General features: G+C 64.3%; 15 protein-coding genes. 13 read left to right on the top strand and 2 right to left on the bottom strand.

What is annotated here, in order from left to right; genetic code table 11:
* Position 1 precedes the first annotated feature (1 nt).
* The 5 genes from GEV02_RS04110 to yidD (GEV02_RS04130) all read left to right on the top strand — a co-directional run bounded on the left by GEV02_RS04110 (position 2) and on the right by yidD (GEV02_RS04130) (position 4,893).
* Positions 2-1,087, top strand: a complete 1,086-nt coding sequence (locus GEV02_RS04110; RefSeq protein ID WP_152836653.1) for a threonine aldolase family protein — start codon at positions 2-4, stop codon at positions 1,085-1,087.
* A 72-nt stretch (positions 1,088-1,159) separates the two neighbouring features.
* Complete coding sequence (locus GEV02_RS04115; protein WP_152836654.1) at positions 1,160-2,686, top strand: DEAD/DEAH box helicase; 1,527 nt, start codon at positions 1,160-1,162, stop codon at positions 2,684-2,686.
* An 85-nt stretch (positions 2,687-2,771) separates the two neighbouring features.
* Entirely contained in the window at positions 2,772-3,746 is a 975-nt protein-coding gene (locus GEV02_RS04120; protein WP_152836655.1) for a thymidylate synthase, read from the top strand.
* Complete coding sequence (locus tag GEV02_RS04125; RefSeq protein ID WP_152836656.1) at positions 3,743-4,438, top strand: alpha/beta fold hydrolase; 696 nt, start codon at positions 3,743-3,745, stop codon at positions 4,436-4,438. Before GEV02_RS04120 ends, GEV02_RS04125 begins: the two co-directional genes overlap by 4 nt.
* The gene (yidD, locus tag GEV02_RS04130) at positions 4,435-4,893 is read left to right on the top strand and encodes a membrane protein insertion efficiency factor YidD (protein WP_152836657.1); all 459 of its coding nucleotides are present in this window, start codon (positions 4,435-4,437) and stop codon (positions 4,891-4,893) included. The genes GEV02_RS04125 and yidD (GEV02_RS04130) overlap by 4 nt, the downstream gene beginning before the upstream one ends.
* A 1-nt stretch (position 4,894) precedes the next feature.
* Here the strand turns inward: yidD (GEV02_RS04130) and GEV02_RS04135 are convergent, their stop codons facing one another.
* Complete coding sequence (locus GEV02_RS04135) at positions 4,895-5,248, bottom strand: cupredoxin domain-containing protein (protein ID WP_152836658.1); 354 nt, start codon at positions 5,246-5,248, stop codon at positions 4,895-4,897.
* Between the two features lie 6 nt (positions 5,249-5,254).
* Entirely contained in the window at positions 5,255-6,136 is an 882-nt protein-coding gene (locus tag GEV02_RS04140) for a metallophosphoesterase family protein (RefSeq protein ID WP_152836659.1), read from the bottom strand.
* A gap of 174 nt (positions 6,137-6,310) precedes the next feature.
* Between GEV02_RS04140 and GEV02_RS04145 the strand changes: the two genes are divergently transcribed.
* The 8 genes from GEV02_RS04145 (at position 6,311) to GEV02_RS04180 (ending at position 14,509) form a co-directional block, all read left to right on the top strand.
* Positions 6,311-6,847, top strand: a complete 537-nt coding sequence (locus GEV02_RS04145) for a sigma-70 family RNA polymerase sigma factor (protein ID WP_152836660.1) — start codon at positions 6,311-6,313, stop codon at positions 6,845-6,847.
* The gene (locus GEV02_RS04150; RefSeq protein WP_152836661.1) at positions 6,837-7,628 is read left to right on the top strand and encodes an anti-sigma factor family protein; all 792 of its coding nucleotides are present in this window, start codon (positions 6,837-6,839) and stop codon (positions 7,626-7,628) included. The genes GEV02_RS04145 and GEV02_RS04150 overlap by 11 nt, the downstream gene beginning before the upstream one ends.
* Before the next feature lie 60 nt (positions 7,629-7,688).
* Positions 7,689-8,414 (top strand): hypothetical protein, encoded by a 726-nt coding sequence (locus GEV02_RS04155; protein ID WP_152836662.1) that lies wholly within the window; start codon positions 7,689-7,691, stop codon positions 8,412-8,414.
* Between the two features lie 11 nt (positions 8,415-8,425).
* Positions 8,426-8,902 carry a membrane protein insertion efficiency factor YidD gene (yidD, locus tag GEV02_RS04160; RefSeq protein WP_152836663.1) on the top strand — a complete coding sequence of 159 codons (477 nt, stop codon included), beginning with the start codon at positions 8,426-8,428 and terminating at the stop codon, positions 8,900-8,902.
* A complete protein-coding gene (locus tag GEV02_RS04165) occupies positions 8,899-9,390 on the top strand; it encodes a dihydrofolate reductase (RefSeq protein ID WP_152836664.1) in 492 nt (163 codons plus the stop codon). The genes yidD (GEV02_RS04160) and GEV02_RS04165 overlap by 4 nt, the downstream gene beginning before the upstream one ends.
* Positions 9,391-9,420: 30 nt before the next feature.
* The gene (locus GEV02_RS04170; protein WP_152836665.1) at positions 9,421-10,041 is read left to right on the top strand and encodes a DUF4337 domain-containing protein; all 621 of its coding nucleotides are present in this window, start codon (positions 9,421-9,423) and stop codon (positions 10,039-10,041) included.
* A gap of 191 nt (positions 10,042-10,232) precedes the next feature.
* Positions 10,233-12,485 carry an arginine/lysine/ornithine decarboxylase gene (locus tag GEV02_RS04175; protein WP_008448094.1) on the top strand — a complete coding sequence of 751 codons (2,253 nt, stop codon included), beginning with the start codon at positions 10,233-10,235 and terminating at the stop codon, positions 12,483-12,485.
* 257 nt (positions 12,486-12,742) lie between these two features.
* Positions 12,743-14,509 carry a DUF1800 domain-containing protein gene (locus GEV02_RS04180; RefSeq protein WP_152836666.1) on the top strand — a complete coding sequence of 589 codons (1,767 nt, stop codon included), beginning with the start codon at positions 12,743-12,745 and terminating at the stop codon, positions 14,507-14,509.
* The last annotated feature ends 7 nt before the right edge of the window (positions 14,510-14,516 follow it).

Raw genomic sequence — 14,516 nt, forward strand, 5'->3', positions numbered from 1 at the left:
CTTGACCGACGCCGAACTGCGGCTTAGCTGCACAACCCACCTTCCAGGCCACCGCCAGCCCTCGCCCGCACAGCTGTTCGGAGCGATGTCCGCCTGGTGCGAGGCCAACGGCGTAGCGCACGACACCTACGGCAGCGGCGCGCTGATACAGGACTTCGAGCAGAAGGTCGCCAGGCTGCTGGGCTTTGAGTCGGCGCTGTTCTGCATCAGCGGCACCATGGCGCAGGCCACCGCGCTGCGCATCGCCTGCATGGAGCGCGGCAGCCGGCTGGTAGCGCTGCACCCGACCTCGCACATCCTGCGCCACGAACGGGGCAACCATCAACTGTTCGAGCACTTCCAGGCATTGCAAATCGGCGACCCGCACCGCCCGTGGACGCTGGAAGAGCTGCAAGGCATACCGGACAAGCTGGGCGCCGCCACGCTGGAACTGCCGATGCGCGAAATCGGTGGACAGTGCCCAAGCTGGGACGAGCTGGCCGCCATCAAGGCCCACTGCCACGAGCAGTCCATTCACCTGCATCTGGACGGCGCCCGCCTGCTGGAAACCGCCGCCGCATACGGCCGCCCCGCCTCCGAGATCGCGACCGGCTTCGATTCCGTCTACCTGTCGATGTACAAAGGCATAGGCGGCATGGGCGGCGCCATGCTGCTGGGTAGCGCGGCCTTTGTCGCTAAGGCCCAGGAGTGGTTCCGCCGCCAGGGCGGCAATGTCTACCAGCGCACGCCGTACGTGGTGGCCGCCGCCATGCAGTTCGACGCCCGGCTGGCGGCCATGCCGGTCTACTTCCAGCGCACGCTATGGCTGTACGACGTACTGCGCGACTACCCGCTGCTGACGCCCAATCCCGCCAGCCCGCAGGCCAGCATGCTGCACCTGCATCTGCCGGTGAGCCGCGAGCGCGCCAACGAGATCCGCAACCGCATCGCCGAGCAGCACGGCGTGTGGCTGTTCAACGCCGCCAGCCATGCCGCGCTGCCCGGCCGCAGCTCTGTGGAGCTGTACATCGGCGACAATCTGGTCAAGCTGCCGGACCAGCGCGTGCGCGAAATCCTGACCCTGTGGTCGGACGCGATGTCCAACTAAATTCTGCACAAGCCGGTACAACCGGCTACACTGCGCCCCTTTTCGCGCATTTTTGACATTACTGAGTACATCATGACCTTCCAAGCCCTCGGCCTGATCGCCCCCATACAGAGCACGCTGGACACGCTGGGCTACAAGCAGCCCACGCCCGTCCAGAAGCAAGCCATTCCCGCCGTGCTGGCGGGCCGCGACCTGATGGCGGCGGCGCAGACCGGCACCGGCAAGACGGCAGGCTTCGCCCTGCCCATCCTGCAGCGCCTGACCATGGACGGCGTGACCGGCCCGAGAGCGGTGCGCTGCCTGGTGCTGGTGCCGACGCGCGAACTGGCCGAGCAGGTCTACGAGAGCTTCCGCAGCTACGGCGGCAACCTGCCGCTGAAATCGGCCGTGGCCTATGGCGGCGTGCCGATCGAACCGCAGATCACCAAGCTGCGCAAGGGCCTGGACGTGCTCGTGGCGACGCCGGGCCGCCTGATCGACTTGCTCGACCAGGGCGCGATCAGCTTCGCCATGCTGCAAACGCTGGTGCTGGACGAAGCCGACCGCATGCTGGACCTGGGCTTCGAGCGCGATCTGGACATCCTGCTGGCGGCCCTGCCCAAGCAGCGTCAGACCTTGCTGTTCTCGGCCACGTTCTCGGATGAGATCCGCAAGCTGGCCGGAGGCATGCTGCGCGATCCGGTGTCGATCCAGGTCAGCGCCAGCAACACCGCCACCAAGACCGTCAAGCAGTGGCTGATCCCGACCGACAAGCGCCGCAAGCCAGAGCTGCTGCTGCACCTGCTGAAGAAGCTGAAGTGGGGCCAGGTGCTGGTGTTCGTCAAGACCCGCAAGGGCGTTGAAACCTTGGTTAAAACGCTACAGGAGCAAGGTATTTCGGCCGACTCCATCCACGGCGACAAGACCCAGCCGGCCCGCCTGCGCGCGCTGGCCCGCTTCAAGAACGCCGAAGTCCAGCTGCTGGTGGCCACCGACGTTGCCGCACGCGGCCTTGATATCGAGGCGCTGCCGCAGGTGGTCAACTTCGACATGCCGACCGTCGCCGAAGACTACATCCACCGCATCGGCCGCACTGGCCGCGCCGGCATGGAGGGCGAAGCCGTCTCGCTGGTCTGCGCCGATGAAGTCGAAATCCTGAAAGCCATCGAAACGCTGACACGACAAGTCATCCTCCGCATCGAGGAACCGGGCTTCGAAGCCGACCACCGCGTGCCGGAGACCGGCCCGAAAGGCGTGGCCGCAGCACTGGCCAAGAAGGCCGCTGCCGAAGCGCCGGCCAAGAAGAAGCGCCCGTTCACCGGCCCGGCCGGCGGCAAGGCTGCTGCGGCGGCGGGCAAGCCCGCAGTGACCGCGCGTCCGGCCGGTGGCGACGCCTCGCTGGGCACGTGGGCGCCGCCTCCGCCGTCTGGCAAGCCAGCCGGTGGTGCGCGCTCCGCAGGCGGCAAAGCCGCCACGGGCCGCATCTACGGCGGCGCCAAGCCTGCTGCTGCGCCCAAGGGCGCGGTGGTCGTCACCGGCGGCCGTGGCGCCAAGTCGCTTGCGCGCACTGCGGGCAAGGCCACCGCAAAGCCGGGCGGCCGCAAGACCGGCCCACGCTGAGCGCTTGGGGCGGCCATGTGCGCCGCCTGATAAAATAGCGACCTTTCCGGGCCGTTGCGGCCCGCGCACCACGTTGGAGAATTGAATGCAGCAATACCAGGAACTGATCCAGACCGTCCTCGATACGGGCAGCTGGCAAGACAACCGCACCGGCATCCGCACGCTGAGCGTACCGGGCGCGATGATGCGCTTCGACCTGCTGAACGGCGGCTTCCCCGCGGTGACGACCAAAAAACTGGCATTCAAATCCGTGGTCGGCGAACTGTGCGCCTTCCTGCGCGCCTCCAGCAGCGCCGCCGATTTCCGAGCGCTGGGCTGCAAGGTCTGGGACCAGAACGCCAACGAAAACCAGCAATGGTTGGACAACCCTTACCGCCTGGGCGAGGACGATCTGGGCCCGGTCTACGGCGTGCAGTGGCGCCAATGGCCAGGCTTTAAGCTGATCGCCGTCGACCAGCCGGCGCAGATCGCTGACGCGCAGAAAAACGGCTTCCGCCTGATCTCGCAGATCGAAGACGAAGGCGTGACCAAAGTCCTGCTGCACAAGGCTATCGACCAGCTGCGCGAGTGCCTGGACACCATCGTCAACAACCCGGGCAGCCGCCGCATCCTGTTCCACGGCTGGAACCCGGCTGTGCTGGACTCGGTCGCCCTGCCGGCCTGCCACCTGCTGTACCAGTTCATCCCGAATCCGAACACCCGCGAACTGTCGATGTGCCTCTACGTGCGCTCGAACGACCTGGGTCTGGGTACGCCGTTCAACCTCGCGGAGGGCGCGGCGCTGATGCACCTGGTCGGCCGCCTGACCGGCTACACGCCGCGCTGGTTCACCTACTTCATCGGCGATGCCCACATCTACGAGAACCACATGGACATGGTCAAGGAACAGCTGACCCGCACGCCGTTCCCTGCGCCGCAGTTCCGCATCTCCGACCGCGTACCGGACTTCGCCAAGACCGGCAAGTACGAGCCGGAATGGCTGGAGAAGGTCGAACCGTCCGACTTCTCGCTGGAAGGCTACCAGCACCACGCGCCGATCACGGCACCGATGGCGGTATGACGCAACTGGACTTCATCCCCGGCACGCTGTGCGACGAAAGGATGTGGTCCCGTTTGACGCCGCTGCTGGGCGACGGCTTCGAATTCAACCACGTCCCGCTGCACAAGGCTCGCACGCGTGAGCAGATGCAGGAGCTGATCGCGGCGCACAGCGCGCCGTCGGCGCATCTGGTGGCGTTCTCGCTGGGCTCCTACCTCGCCATCGAATACGCGCTGCTGCACCCGGAGCGCGTGCGATCGCTGGTGCTGATCGCGAATTCGGCGCGCGGCCTGAGCGAGACCGAAAAGGAAACCCGCCGCCGCATCATCCCCATGTTGAAGAACAACGCCTACACCGGCATGACGCGCATGCGGCTGCGCGAGCTGCTGCATGAAGCGCACCTCGGCGACCAGTCCATCATCGACACCATCCAGCAGATGGCGCTGGACCTGGGCAAGGACGTACTGCTGGCCCAGTTCACCGCATCGATGGAGCGCCCGGACCTGATGGAGCGGCTGGCGGAGATCAAGTGCCCGGTGTTGATCGTCGGCGCCGAGGGCGACCAGCTGGTCGATCCCGCCGACCTGCGCGAGATGGCACGCCACCTGCCCGATGCGCGCCTGAGCATCCACGACGGCACCGGCCATATGATCCCGTTGGAAGTCCCGCAGGTGCTGGCCGCCGACATCAAAGCGTTTCACCACACCACATGAAGCGCCTGGCCCTCGCCGCCATCGCGTTTTATCGACGCCACCTGTCGCGACTGAAGGGCTTTGCCTGCGCCTTCCGCGTCCACACCGGACGCGATAGCTGCTCCGCCTACGGCCAGCGCGTCATCGCCCGCCATGGCCTGATCCTCGGCCTGATACTGCTGAACCGCCGCATGAACGCCTGCGGCGAAATCCATCACCAACATCGCCCACCAGCGCCAGCGATGCGCGCCATGAGCGCCCGCCACCGCGCACAGGCCGGATTCTGCGACCTGTCGTGCGACCTGCCCGACCTGCCCTGCAGCGCCGGCGACGTCGGCGAAGCCTGTGATATCGCCAACTGCGGCTGCGAGGCCGCCAACTGCTCCAAGTCGGATTGCAGGGACTGGTGGCGCCGGCGCAGGAACAAGGACAGAGACCAATATGTCCGCGTCAATCCCACGCAGGGCCTGGAGTAACTCAGGCCTTGACGATCAGCGTGCCGGCCATCTCCTCATGGCCGCTGCCGCAGAAGTTATCGCATAAAAAGCCGAACTGCCCCGCCTCCTCCGGCTTGAGCTTCACCCGCACCGGTTTGCCGATCACCAGATCGGCGCGGATCTTGAAGTCCGGCAGGCTGAAACCGTGCGGGAAGTCCAGCGCCGTCAACTCCAGCACCACCGCCTCGCCCTTCTTCAATTCGATCACGTTCGGCGCATAGCGGAACTTGCGCGCCTCGATCTTGATGACGCGCTCCTTCGCCCCGGCCTGCACCGCGCCAAATACGGCCAGCGCCAGCGGAGTACACAACAGCATTCTACGTTTGGTCAGCATGACGATTCATCCTTTCATCGCAGGGAATTCGGTGATCTGGTAAGCCACCGGCTTCATCTCCGCCTCCACCTCGCGGAAGCCCAGGCCCTTGCCCGGCGCGGCCGGATCCCACGGCAGCGGCGTGCGCTTGTCCTGCGAGCCCGGCGCCGGCAGCGGGAAGATCAGCGACTTGGCCGCGTGATGCGCAATGTGGCCGCTCATGTGGTGGTTCTCCTGATGGATGTGGCCATAGAACACCGTCACGTTCGAATACGGCATCAGCAGCGCCATGGCCTGCTCGCCGTCGCGCGTGGCCCAGTCCCACTTGGGCGCGAGGTCGAACAGGGGCCGGTGCGTCAACACGACGATGCGGGCATCCTTCGCCTGCCCGGCCAGATCGGCCCTCAGCCACGCCAGCTGCGCCTCGCCGATGCGCGCGCCGGGATCGGACACGTTGTCGATGGCGATGAAGTGCACGCCCTTGTGATCAAAGCTGTAGTGCGTCGCGCCGAAGAACTCCTGGAACGCCGCGCCGTTGTCGAGCGAGGCATCGTGCTCGCCCGCCAGATAACGCACGTCCTTGACCTTCAAACCGGCCGTGATCTGCTTGAACTCCGCCATGCGCCGCCTGCGTTCGGCCGGGTCGTCGGTGGTGTGGGTCAGGTCGCCGGTAAAGACGATGAAGTCCGGCTGCACCGCCAGCGCGTTGACGCTGTCCACAGCCTGCCGCAGCGTGTTCTGCGCCTCCGGATTGGCCGGTCCCTTGTAGCCCCAATGCGAATCGGACAGCTGCACAAAGTAGAAATCCTCGTAGCCGTCGGCCGCCAAGGCCTTGCCGTACAAGCCGGACATGAAGACGGCGCCGCCGCCCACCGCGCCCAGTCTTAGAAATCCTCTGCGATCGATCATGATGTACTCCGTGGTGTGGTTGAAGAGACGGCGCCGCGACATGGCATAATCGGCGGGCGCCGGTCGTACCGGCTAAAACCCGGATCACGGCCCGGATATTCCCAATTATTTTTTTATTTCTGGATCGGGAATAAAACCGTTCCGAACGGAGTCTTCATCCACTGGACCACTGCAATGGATAAGTACTTGGGCGACGACGACAAAACCGCGCAATTCGAGGCGATGGCCATGCCGCACCTGGACGCGGCCTACAACCTGGCCCGCTGGCTGACCCGCGACCAGCATGACGCCGACGATCTGGTGCAGAACGCCTATCTGCGCGCCTTCCGCTTTGCCGACGGCTTTCGCGGCGGCGACGTGCGCGCATGGCTGCTGACCATCGTGCGCCACACCTACTACAGCGCGTTGCGCGACGGCCAGGCGCAACGCGGCGATATCAGCTTCGACGAGGCGCTGCACGGCGACGACGAGAGCACCGATCCGGCCGCCATCGTCGCCAGCCGCGACACGGGCCGCACCGTCAACGCCGCGCTGGCCCAGCTGCCGCAGGCGTTTCGCGAGGTGCTGGTGCTGAAGGAGATGGACGATCTGTCGTACAAGCAGATCGCGCAAGTGACTGAAACGCCGATCGGCACGGTGATGTCGCGGCTGGCCCGCGCACGCAAGCTGCTGCTGGCCTACCTGAAGCACGGAGAGCAGGATGGAATCTAAGCACAGCCAGGACAAGTTGTCGGCCTACCTGGATGCCGAACTGAATGCGGCCGACCGGCGGCAGCTGGAAGCGCATTTGTCCGGTTGTGACGATTGCACCGCCGCGCTGGCGCAGCTGCAAGCGTTGCGCGGCCGCGTCGCCTCGGAGGCGCAGCGCTACGCCGCGCCCGACTATCTGAAGCACCGCATTCACGCGGCGCTGCAAGCGGAGCCCACTCAGCGGCCGCCGCGCCGCACGACGCCGCCGCGCGTCTGGCCGTGGGCGTGGATCAACCTCGGCCTGGCAGGCGCCGCCACGGCTGCTTTTGCCGTGACGCTGACGCTATATCTGGGCCAGCCCTCGGCCAACGAACGCTTGGAACAGGAACTGGTGGCCAGCCACTTCCGTTCGCTGATGCCCAACCACCTCGCGGACGTGGCCTCGACCGACCAGCACACCGTCAAGCCCTGGTTCGCCGGCAAGCTGGATTTTTCGCCGCCCGTGTACGATCTGGCGCCGCAAGGCTATGCGCTGATCGGCGGCCGGCTCGATTATCTGCAACAGCGGGCGGTGGCGGCGCTGGCCTACCGGCACCGTCAGCACATCCTGAACCTGTACGTCTGGCCGGACGCCAGCGCCCGCAGCGACGCGCCGCATGCGGCGATGCGGCAAGGCTTCCATCTGCTGCGCTGGTCGCAGGACGGCATGCAGTATGTCGCCGTGTCCGACATCAACCCGCAGGATCTGGCGCTGTTCGCCGGCATGCTGCGCCAGAAAGTGGCACAGGCCGACGCGCAGTAGAGGACGCGGCTTTTTGCCGCGCCATGGTATTGTGGCTTGTTTATTCGACCACATTACAACATGAACAAAAAATTGATCGGCTCCGCTGCCGTACCGGCCGCAATACTGGGCCTGCTGGCCTGCCTGGGCGGCTGCCGCGAAAAACCTGCGCCAGCCGCGCCCACGCCGCGCGTGGCGGCCGCCTCCCAGTTGCCCGTCGGTGTGCATGCGCCGCAGCCTGAAGGCGGCTCCGACGGCGAGGAAGTTGAAATCACCCAAACGCTGAAGGGCAAGGACTTCACGCTGGAAGTGTATGCCAGCGGCAGCGACCCGGTCCGCAATCTGATGATTAGCATGACGGAAAGCAGCGAGATTCGCCTGTTCCGTTCGGACTCAGGCCAGACCTCCGAACTTGGCAGCATGCTCTTCGCACCGGCCGACACCTTTGAACTCAAGGAGCTGATACCCGGCGAACCGCGCCAGCAAATCCTCTGCAAGGGCAAGCAGTTGCTGAGCCGGGGCGCGGGCACACTGGGCAGCTACTCGCTCTACCGCATCGAAGGCGACCACCTGCAGGAACTGCTCAGCCTGATCGTCGAACGCGTGGTCGAAGAGGGCAACGGCTATCAGCCACAAACGCTGCACGCAACCGTTGAGGAAACCACGCGCGACGGCCAGCCACTCATCGTCTACCGGGTCAAGGCCGGCAAGCTGGCGGAGCGCACCATCGAATTCCGCTGGAATGGCAAGCTGTTCGAAGACGCCAGCGGCGAGTACGCCAAGCTCACCGCCGCATACAATCCCTGAGCAGGAACGCCATGAAACGTCCGGTCCTGGCCGCCATCACTGTCTATCAACGCTGCCTGTCGCCGCTGAAAGGCTACAGCTGCGCCTTCCGCGTCCACACCGGCAGGGACAGCTGCTCGGCCTACGGCAAGCGCGCCATCGCCCGCCACGGGCTTGCGGCCGGCTTGCTACTGTTACAGCGCCGCATGGAGGATTGCGGCGCCCTGCACCGCCACCACATAGCGCGGCCGGTCCTGAGCGCGCGGCACCGCCGGCAGGCCGGCTTTTGCAGCATGGGGGAGATCTTCGACTTCGGCTGCGACTTCCTGGCCGACTGGGCGCGCGACGCGCGCTGCTGCAGCTGGCGCTACAGCACCCTTCCAACCGAGCTCGACGACAACTACAAAGACAACACCGGCCGCCGCCGGCGCCGCAAAAAATCCCCGGTGCCGAAAAAGGATAAATTGAACGATAATGTCGGCTCTGCATCTGATAGCATCAAAAAATGAGCTCATTGACCATCATCGTCGCCATGGACGCCCAGCGCGGCATCGGCATCAACAACACCCTGCCGTGGAAGCTGCCGGAAGACCTGGCGCATTTCAAGCGTTTGACCACCGGCCACCCTATCGTCATGGGCCGCAAGACCTTTGACTCGATCGGCCGGCCATTGCCCAACCGCCGCAACATCGTCATCACCCGCAACGCCGAGTGGCGCCATGAGGGCGTGGACGCGGTCGGCTCGGTCGAGGCGGCCCTGGCGCTGCTGGACGGCGCGCCCGGCTTCGTCATCGGCGGCGCCGAAATCTACCAGCAGGCCATGCCGCTGGCGGACCAGTTGATAATTACCGAGATCGCCCGCACCTTCCAGTGTGACGCCTTCTTCCCCGAACTCGACGCCAGCGTATGGCAGGAAACCGCCCGCGAGAAGCACGCGTCGGAAACGGCGGATTTGCAGTACGCTTTTGTTACACTGCGCCGCAAGGCCCAGGCTTAATCTTCAACCTCTTCAAGGAATCAACACCAAATGTCAGGCGACGGTTTTCACGTACACGGACCTCATGACCACGCGGTCGAACACGCGGCTCACGGCAGCGATGGCTTTTCGAACAATATTGCCGTCATGACGGCAATCCTGGCCACCGTCGGCGCCACCTTCGGCTACCTGGGCGGCGCCACGCAGAACGACGCGGCGCTGTTCAAGAACAACGCGGCCATCGACAAGACCCAGGCCGCCAACAGCTGGAACTACTACCAGGCCAAATCGAGCAAGCAAAACCTGGCCGAGCTGGCCATGGTGCTGCCCGGCGTCGATCCGAAGAAGTACGAGGCCGACGTGGCCCGCTACAAATCGGAGAAGGACGACATCAAGAAAGAGGCCGAAAAGTGGGAGGAATCCTCTAAAGAGTGGAACCACAAGTCGGACGAGTCCATGCACGCGCACCACCAGTGGGCGCTGGCCACCACCGCCGAGCAGATCGCCATCTCGCTGGCCGCCATCACCCTGCTGACCCGCAAGAAATGGATGATGGGCCTGGCCTACGGCGTAGCCGGCGTCGGCATCGCGCTGGGCGCGTTTGCCTGGTTCCACGTCGATCCTGTCGGCCAGATGCTGGCCAAGCTGGGCGGCGGCGCAGTCGGCCACTGAGGCGATGTAATGCCGTGGTAACACTGTTGCTGCAACCTTAACGGGTTTATTGCAATATTTTTTTCCCGCAGAGGCCGCATTTCTGCGAGAATCCCGTTCTTATTTTTTTTATGCGACTGCCGAACCAGTAGTCGCGCCCTAGTCCGCCCCTCCACACAAGTCAGGGGCGGCTTGCTTTTTTGGAGACATGCATGAAATTTCGTTTCCCCATCGTCATCATCGACGAGGATTTCCGTTCCGAGAACACGTCCGGCCTGGGCATTCGCGCCCTGGCCGATGCGATGGAAAAAGAAGGCATGGAAGTGGTGGGCGTGACCAGCTACGGCGACCTGTCCCAGTTCGCCCAGCAGCAGTCGCGCGCATCGGCCTTCGTGCTGTCGATCGACGATGAGGAATTCGGCGCCGGTTCGGCCGAGGAAACCGACGTGGCGCTGAAGTCGCTGCGCGCCTTCGTCGAAGAGATCCGCTACAAGAACGCCGACATCCCGATCTATCTGTACGGCGAAACCCGCACCTCGCGCCATATCCCCAACGATATCCTGCGCGAGCTGCACGGCTTCATCCACATGTTCGAAGATACGCCGGAATTCGTCGCGCGCCACATCATCCGCGAAGCCAAGTCCTACCTGGACGGCCTGTCGCCGCCGTTCTTCCGCGCGCTGGTGCACTACGCCAACGACGGTTCCTACTCGTGGCACTGCCCTGGCCACTCGGGCGGCGTGGCTTTCCTGAAGTCGCCGATCGGCCAGATGTTCCACCAGTTCTTCGGCGAGAACATGCTGCGCGCCGACGTCTGCAACGCCGTTGAAGAGCTGGGCCAGCTGCTGGACCACACCGGCCCGGTCGCCGCCTCCGAGCGCAACGCCGCCCGCATCTTCAACGCCGACCATTGCTACTTCGTGACCAACGGCACCTCGACCTCGAACAAGATGGTCTGGCACTCGACCGTGGCGCCGGGCGACATCGTCGTGGTCGACCGCAACTGCCACAAGTCCATCCTGCACTCGATCATCATGTGCGGCGCGATTCCGGTATTCCTGATGCCGACCCGTAACCACCTGGGCATCATCGGTCCGATTCCGCTGGAAGAGTTCACGATGGAGAGCATCATGCGCAAGATCGAGGCGAATCCGTTCGCCCGCGAAGCCGTGAACAAGAAGCCGCGCATCCTGACCATCACCCAGTCGACCTACGACGGCGTGGTCTACAACGTGGAAACCCTGCGCGAAATGCTGGACGGCCAGATCGATACCCTGCACTTCGACGAAGCCTGGCTGCCGCACGCCACCTTCCACGATTTCTACAAGAACATGCACGCCATCGGCAAGGACCGTCCGCGCGCCAAGGAATCGATGATCTTCTCGACCCAGTCGACCCACAAGCTGCTGGCCGGCCTGTCGCAGGCTTCGCAGGTGCTGGTGCGTGAATCGGAGTCGGTCAAGCTGGACCGCGACGCCTTCAACGAGGCTTACCTGATGCACACCTCGACCTCGCCGCAGTACTCGATCATCGCTTCGTGCGACGTCGCTGCCGCGATGATGGAAGCGCCAGGCGGCACCGCGCTGGTGGAAGAATCGATCCTCGAAGCGCTGGACTTCCGCCGCGCGATGAAGAAGATCGACCAGGAATGGGGCAAGGACTGGTGGTTCCAGGTGTGGGGCCCGCAGGAGTTCGCCGAAGAAGGCATCGGTTCGCAGGAAGACTGGATCATCAAGGCGGAAGACGACTGGCACGGCTTCGGCAAGCTGGCGCCGAACTTCAACATGCTGGACCCGATCAAGGCCACCATCGTCAACCCGGGCCTGTCGCTGGACGGCCAGTTTGCCGAGTCCGGCATCCCTGCGTCCATCGTCACCAAGTACCTGGCCGAGCACGGCGTCATCATCGAGAAGTGCGGCCTGTACTCGTTCTTCATCATGTTCACCATCGGCATCACCAAGGGCCGCTGGAACACGCTGCTGACCGCGCTGCAACAGTTCAAGGACGATTACGACAAGAACCAGCCGATGTGGCGCATCCTGCCGGAATTCGCGGCCGCCAACCCGACCTACGAAGGCATGGGCCTGCGCGACCTGTGCCAGCAGATCCACGATTTCTACAAGGCTTACGACGTGGCGCGCCTGACCACCGAGATGTACCTGTCGGACATGATCCCGGCCATGAAGCCGTCGGACGCGTTCGCCAAAATGGCGCACCGCGAGATCGAGCGCGTCGCCATCGACGAGCTGGAAGGCCGCATCACGTCGATCCTGCTGACGCCGTATCCACCGGGCATTCCGCTGCTGATCCCGGGCGAGCGCTTCAACAAGACCATCGTCGACTACCTGCGCTTCGCGCGCGACTTCAACGAGCGCTTCCCCGGCTTTGAGACCGACGTGCACGGCCTGGTCAAGCGCGAAGTGGACGGCAAACGCGGCTACTTCGTGGACTGCGTCAAGCAATAAACCTGCGCTGCTCGACAACAAAGCCCGCCGGCACTCAGCCGGCGGGCTTTTTTTTATGCAATTGCTGCGTTGCGGAAAATTAACATTTCCGGGAAAATATTGTTATTTGCATCATAATAAGTTCCGTCATTTTCCACCCATCTTCGGCCAACATCCGTCATTAATTTTATTGTTGCTGCGCGGAATTGAAATAAGTTTTCTTTTGAAAGTTGGGCTCTTTTACAATCGCCCCTTTTGGAATTCCAAAAGGCAAGAGAATGAAGTTCACCTCCCTGAAACCAGTAGCCGGCCTGATGCTGGCCGCTGTCATCAGCGCCTGCGGCGGCGGCTCGGACGGCAGCGCCACCACCAACGCTGACCAAACGGCATCGAGCACCGGCGTCAGCGCCGGTGGCCGCCGCCCGGGCACCGGGCCCAGCGCTCCGCTCACCCCGGCCATGCCGATCACCCCGGAACCGCCCCCCCCGACCACGCCGCCGCTGTCGCCAGCGGCCGCCTCTCACTTCCTGGCCCAGGCGACGTTCGGCCCCACCGCGGCCGACATCGCAGCACTAACCGCCAGCAACAAATCCGACTGGATCACCGGGCAGTTCAGGAAGCCGCAATCGCTGCATCGCAGCTATCTCCAAGGCGCACTGCCGAGCGGCGTTACCTTGTCGCAAAACCAGGTGTATGAATCGTTCTGGAAGCAAGCGGCCAGCGGCGACGACCAGCTGCGCCAGCGCGTCACCTTTGCCTTGTCGCAGATTTTTGTGGTGTCCCTGGACAACGAGATTCTGCCCTGGTCCCCGGCCGGCGTCGCCAGCTACTACGACATGCTGGGCCAACACGCCTTCGGCAATTTCCGCGACCTGCTGCAAGGCGTGGCGCTGCATCCGATGATGGGCATCTACCTGAGCCATATGCACAACCAGAAGGAAAGCGGCAACCGCGTTCCCGACGAAAATTTTGCACGTGAAATCATGCAGTTGATGAGCATAGGCCTGTACCAGCTCAACCCCGACGGCAGCCAGAAACTGCAAAACGGCCGGCCGGTCGAAACCTATACCCACGACGATGTGGCCGGTCTGGCCAAGGTCTTCACCGGCTGGAGCTGGGCCGGCCCCGACCAGTCCAGCGGCCGCTTCCTCGGCTCCGTGGCGGACCCGGCCCGCGAATGGACGCCCATGCAGAACTATGCCGCCTTCCATTCGACATCGGCCAAAAGCTTCCTGGGCACCCATACCGGCGGCAGCGGCGAGGCCGACCTCAAGGTGGCCCTCGATACCCTGTTCCAGCATCCCAACGTCGGTCCCTTCATCGGCCGCCAGCTGATCCAGCGCCTGGTCGGCAGCAACCCAAGCCCGGCTTACATCGGCCGCGTTTCGGCCGCATTCGCCAACAATGGCAACGGGGTGCGCGGCGACATGCGCGCCGTCATCCGCGCGGTGCTGCTCGACCCCGAGGCGGCCGACACCGGCAGCCCCAAGAAACTGCGTGAACCGGTGCTGCGCCTGGCCAACTGGATGCGGGCGTTCAACGCCAAGTCCACCTCGGGCCGCTACCACCTCACCATCACCGACGATCCGCTCTGGGCACTGGGGCAGACGGTGCTGCGCGCGCCCTCGGTCTTCAACTTCTTCCGTCCCTCCTACACGCCGCCGAACACCTCGCTGTCGGCGCAGGGCCTGGTGGCGCCTGAAATGCAGATCACTGGCGAACCCTCGGTGACCGGCTACCTGAATTACATGCAATCGGCCATCCCCTGGGGCGTGGGCGTGGGCCAGGACATCAAGGCCGACTATAGCGCCGAACTGGCACTGGCCGCGCAACCCGCGCAACTGATGGACCGCGTCAACCTGCTGCTGGTCGGCGGCGGCATGTCGACCACGCTGCGCAATCAGATCATCAGCGCGCTGAACACCATCAAGCTGCCTGCCGCCACCGGCAGCAATGCCGCGCAGATCGACGCCGCCCGCAAAAACCGCGTGTACATGGCGATCTATCTGACGATGGCATCCCCCGAATATCTGGCGCAACGTTAAGGAGCCA

It is taken from the genome of Rugamonas aquatica, from assembly GCF_009380215.1.
Classification (GTDB): domain Bacteria; phylum Pseudomonadota; class Gammaproteobacteria; order Burkholderiales; family Burkholderiaceae_D; genus Rugamonas; species Rugamonas aquatica_B.

What these genes read in the sequence shown, in the direction of transcription:
- GEV02_RS04180 (WP_152836666.1), top strand. Translation starts at nt 12,743, where the DNA reads ATGAAGTTCACCTCCCTGAAACCAGTAGCCGGCCTGATGCTGGCCGCT.
- yidD (WP_152836663.1), top strand. Translation starts at nt 8,426, where the DNA reads ATGAAACGTCCGGTCCTGGCCGCCATCACTGTCTATCAACGCTGCCTG.
- GEV02_RS04155 (WP_152836662.1), top strand. Translation starts at nt 7,689, where the DNA reads ATGAACAAAAAATTGATCGGCTCCGCTGCCGTACCGGCCGCAATACTG.
- GEV02_RS04175 (WP_008448094.1), top strand. Translation starts at nt 10,233, where the DNA reads ATGAAATTTCGTTTCCCCATCGTCATCATCGACGAGGATTTCCGTTCC.
- GEV02_RS04135 (WP_152836658.1), bottom strand. Translation starts at nt 5,248, where the DNA reads ATGCTGACCAAACGTAGAATGCTGTTGTGTACTCCGCTGGCGCTGGCC.
- GEV02_RS04140 (WP_152836659.1), bottom strand. Translation starts at nt 6,136, where the DNA reads ATGATCGATCGCAGAGGATTTCTAAGACTGGGCGCGGTGGGCGGCGGC.
- GEV02_RS04120 (WP_152836655.1), top strand. Translation starts at nt 2,772, where the DNA reads ATGCAGCAATACCAGGAACTGATCCAGACCGTCCTCGATACGGGCAGC.
- GEV02_RS04150 (WP_152836661.1), top strand. Translation starts at nt 6,837, where the DNA reads ATGGAATCTAAGCACAGCCAGGACAAGTTGTCGGCCTACCTGGATGCC.
- GEV02_RS04115 (WP_152836654.1), top strand. Translation starts at nt 1,160, where the DNA reads ATGACCTTCCAAGCCCTCGGCCTGATCGCCCCCATACAGAGCACGCTG.
- GEV02_RS04165 (WP_152836664.1), top strand. Translation starts at nt 8,899, where the DNA reads ATGAGCTCATTGACCATCATCGTCGCCATGGACGCCCAGCGCGGCATC.
- GEV02_RS04145 (WP_152836660.1), top strand. Translation starts at nt 6,311, where the DNA reads ATGGATAAGTACTTGGGCGACGACGACAAAACCGCGCAATTCGAGGCG.
- yidD (WP_152836657.1), top strand. Translation starts at nt 4,435, where the DNA reads ATGAAGCGCCTGGCCCTCGCCGCCATCGCGTTTTATCGACGCCACCTG.
- GEV02_RS04125 (WP_152836656.1), top strand. Translation starts at nt 3,743, where the DNA reads ATGACGCAACTGGACTTCATCCCCGGCACGCTGTGCGACGAAAGGATG.
- GEV02_RS04170 (WP_152836665.1), top strand. Translation starts at nt 9,421, where the DNA reads ATGTCAGGCGACGGTTTTCACGTACACGGACCTCATGACCACGCGGTC.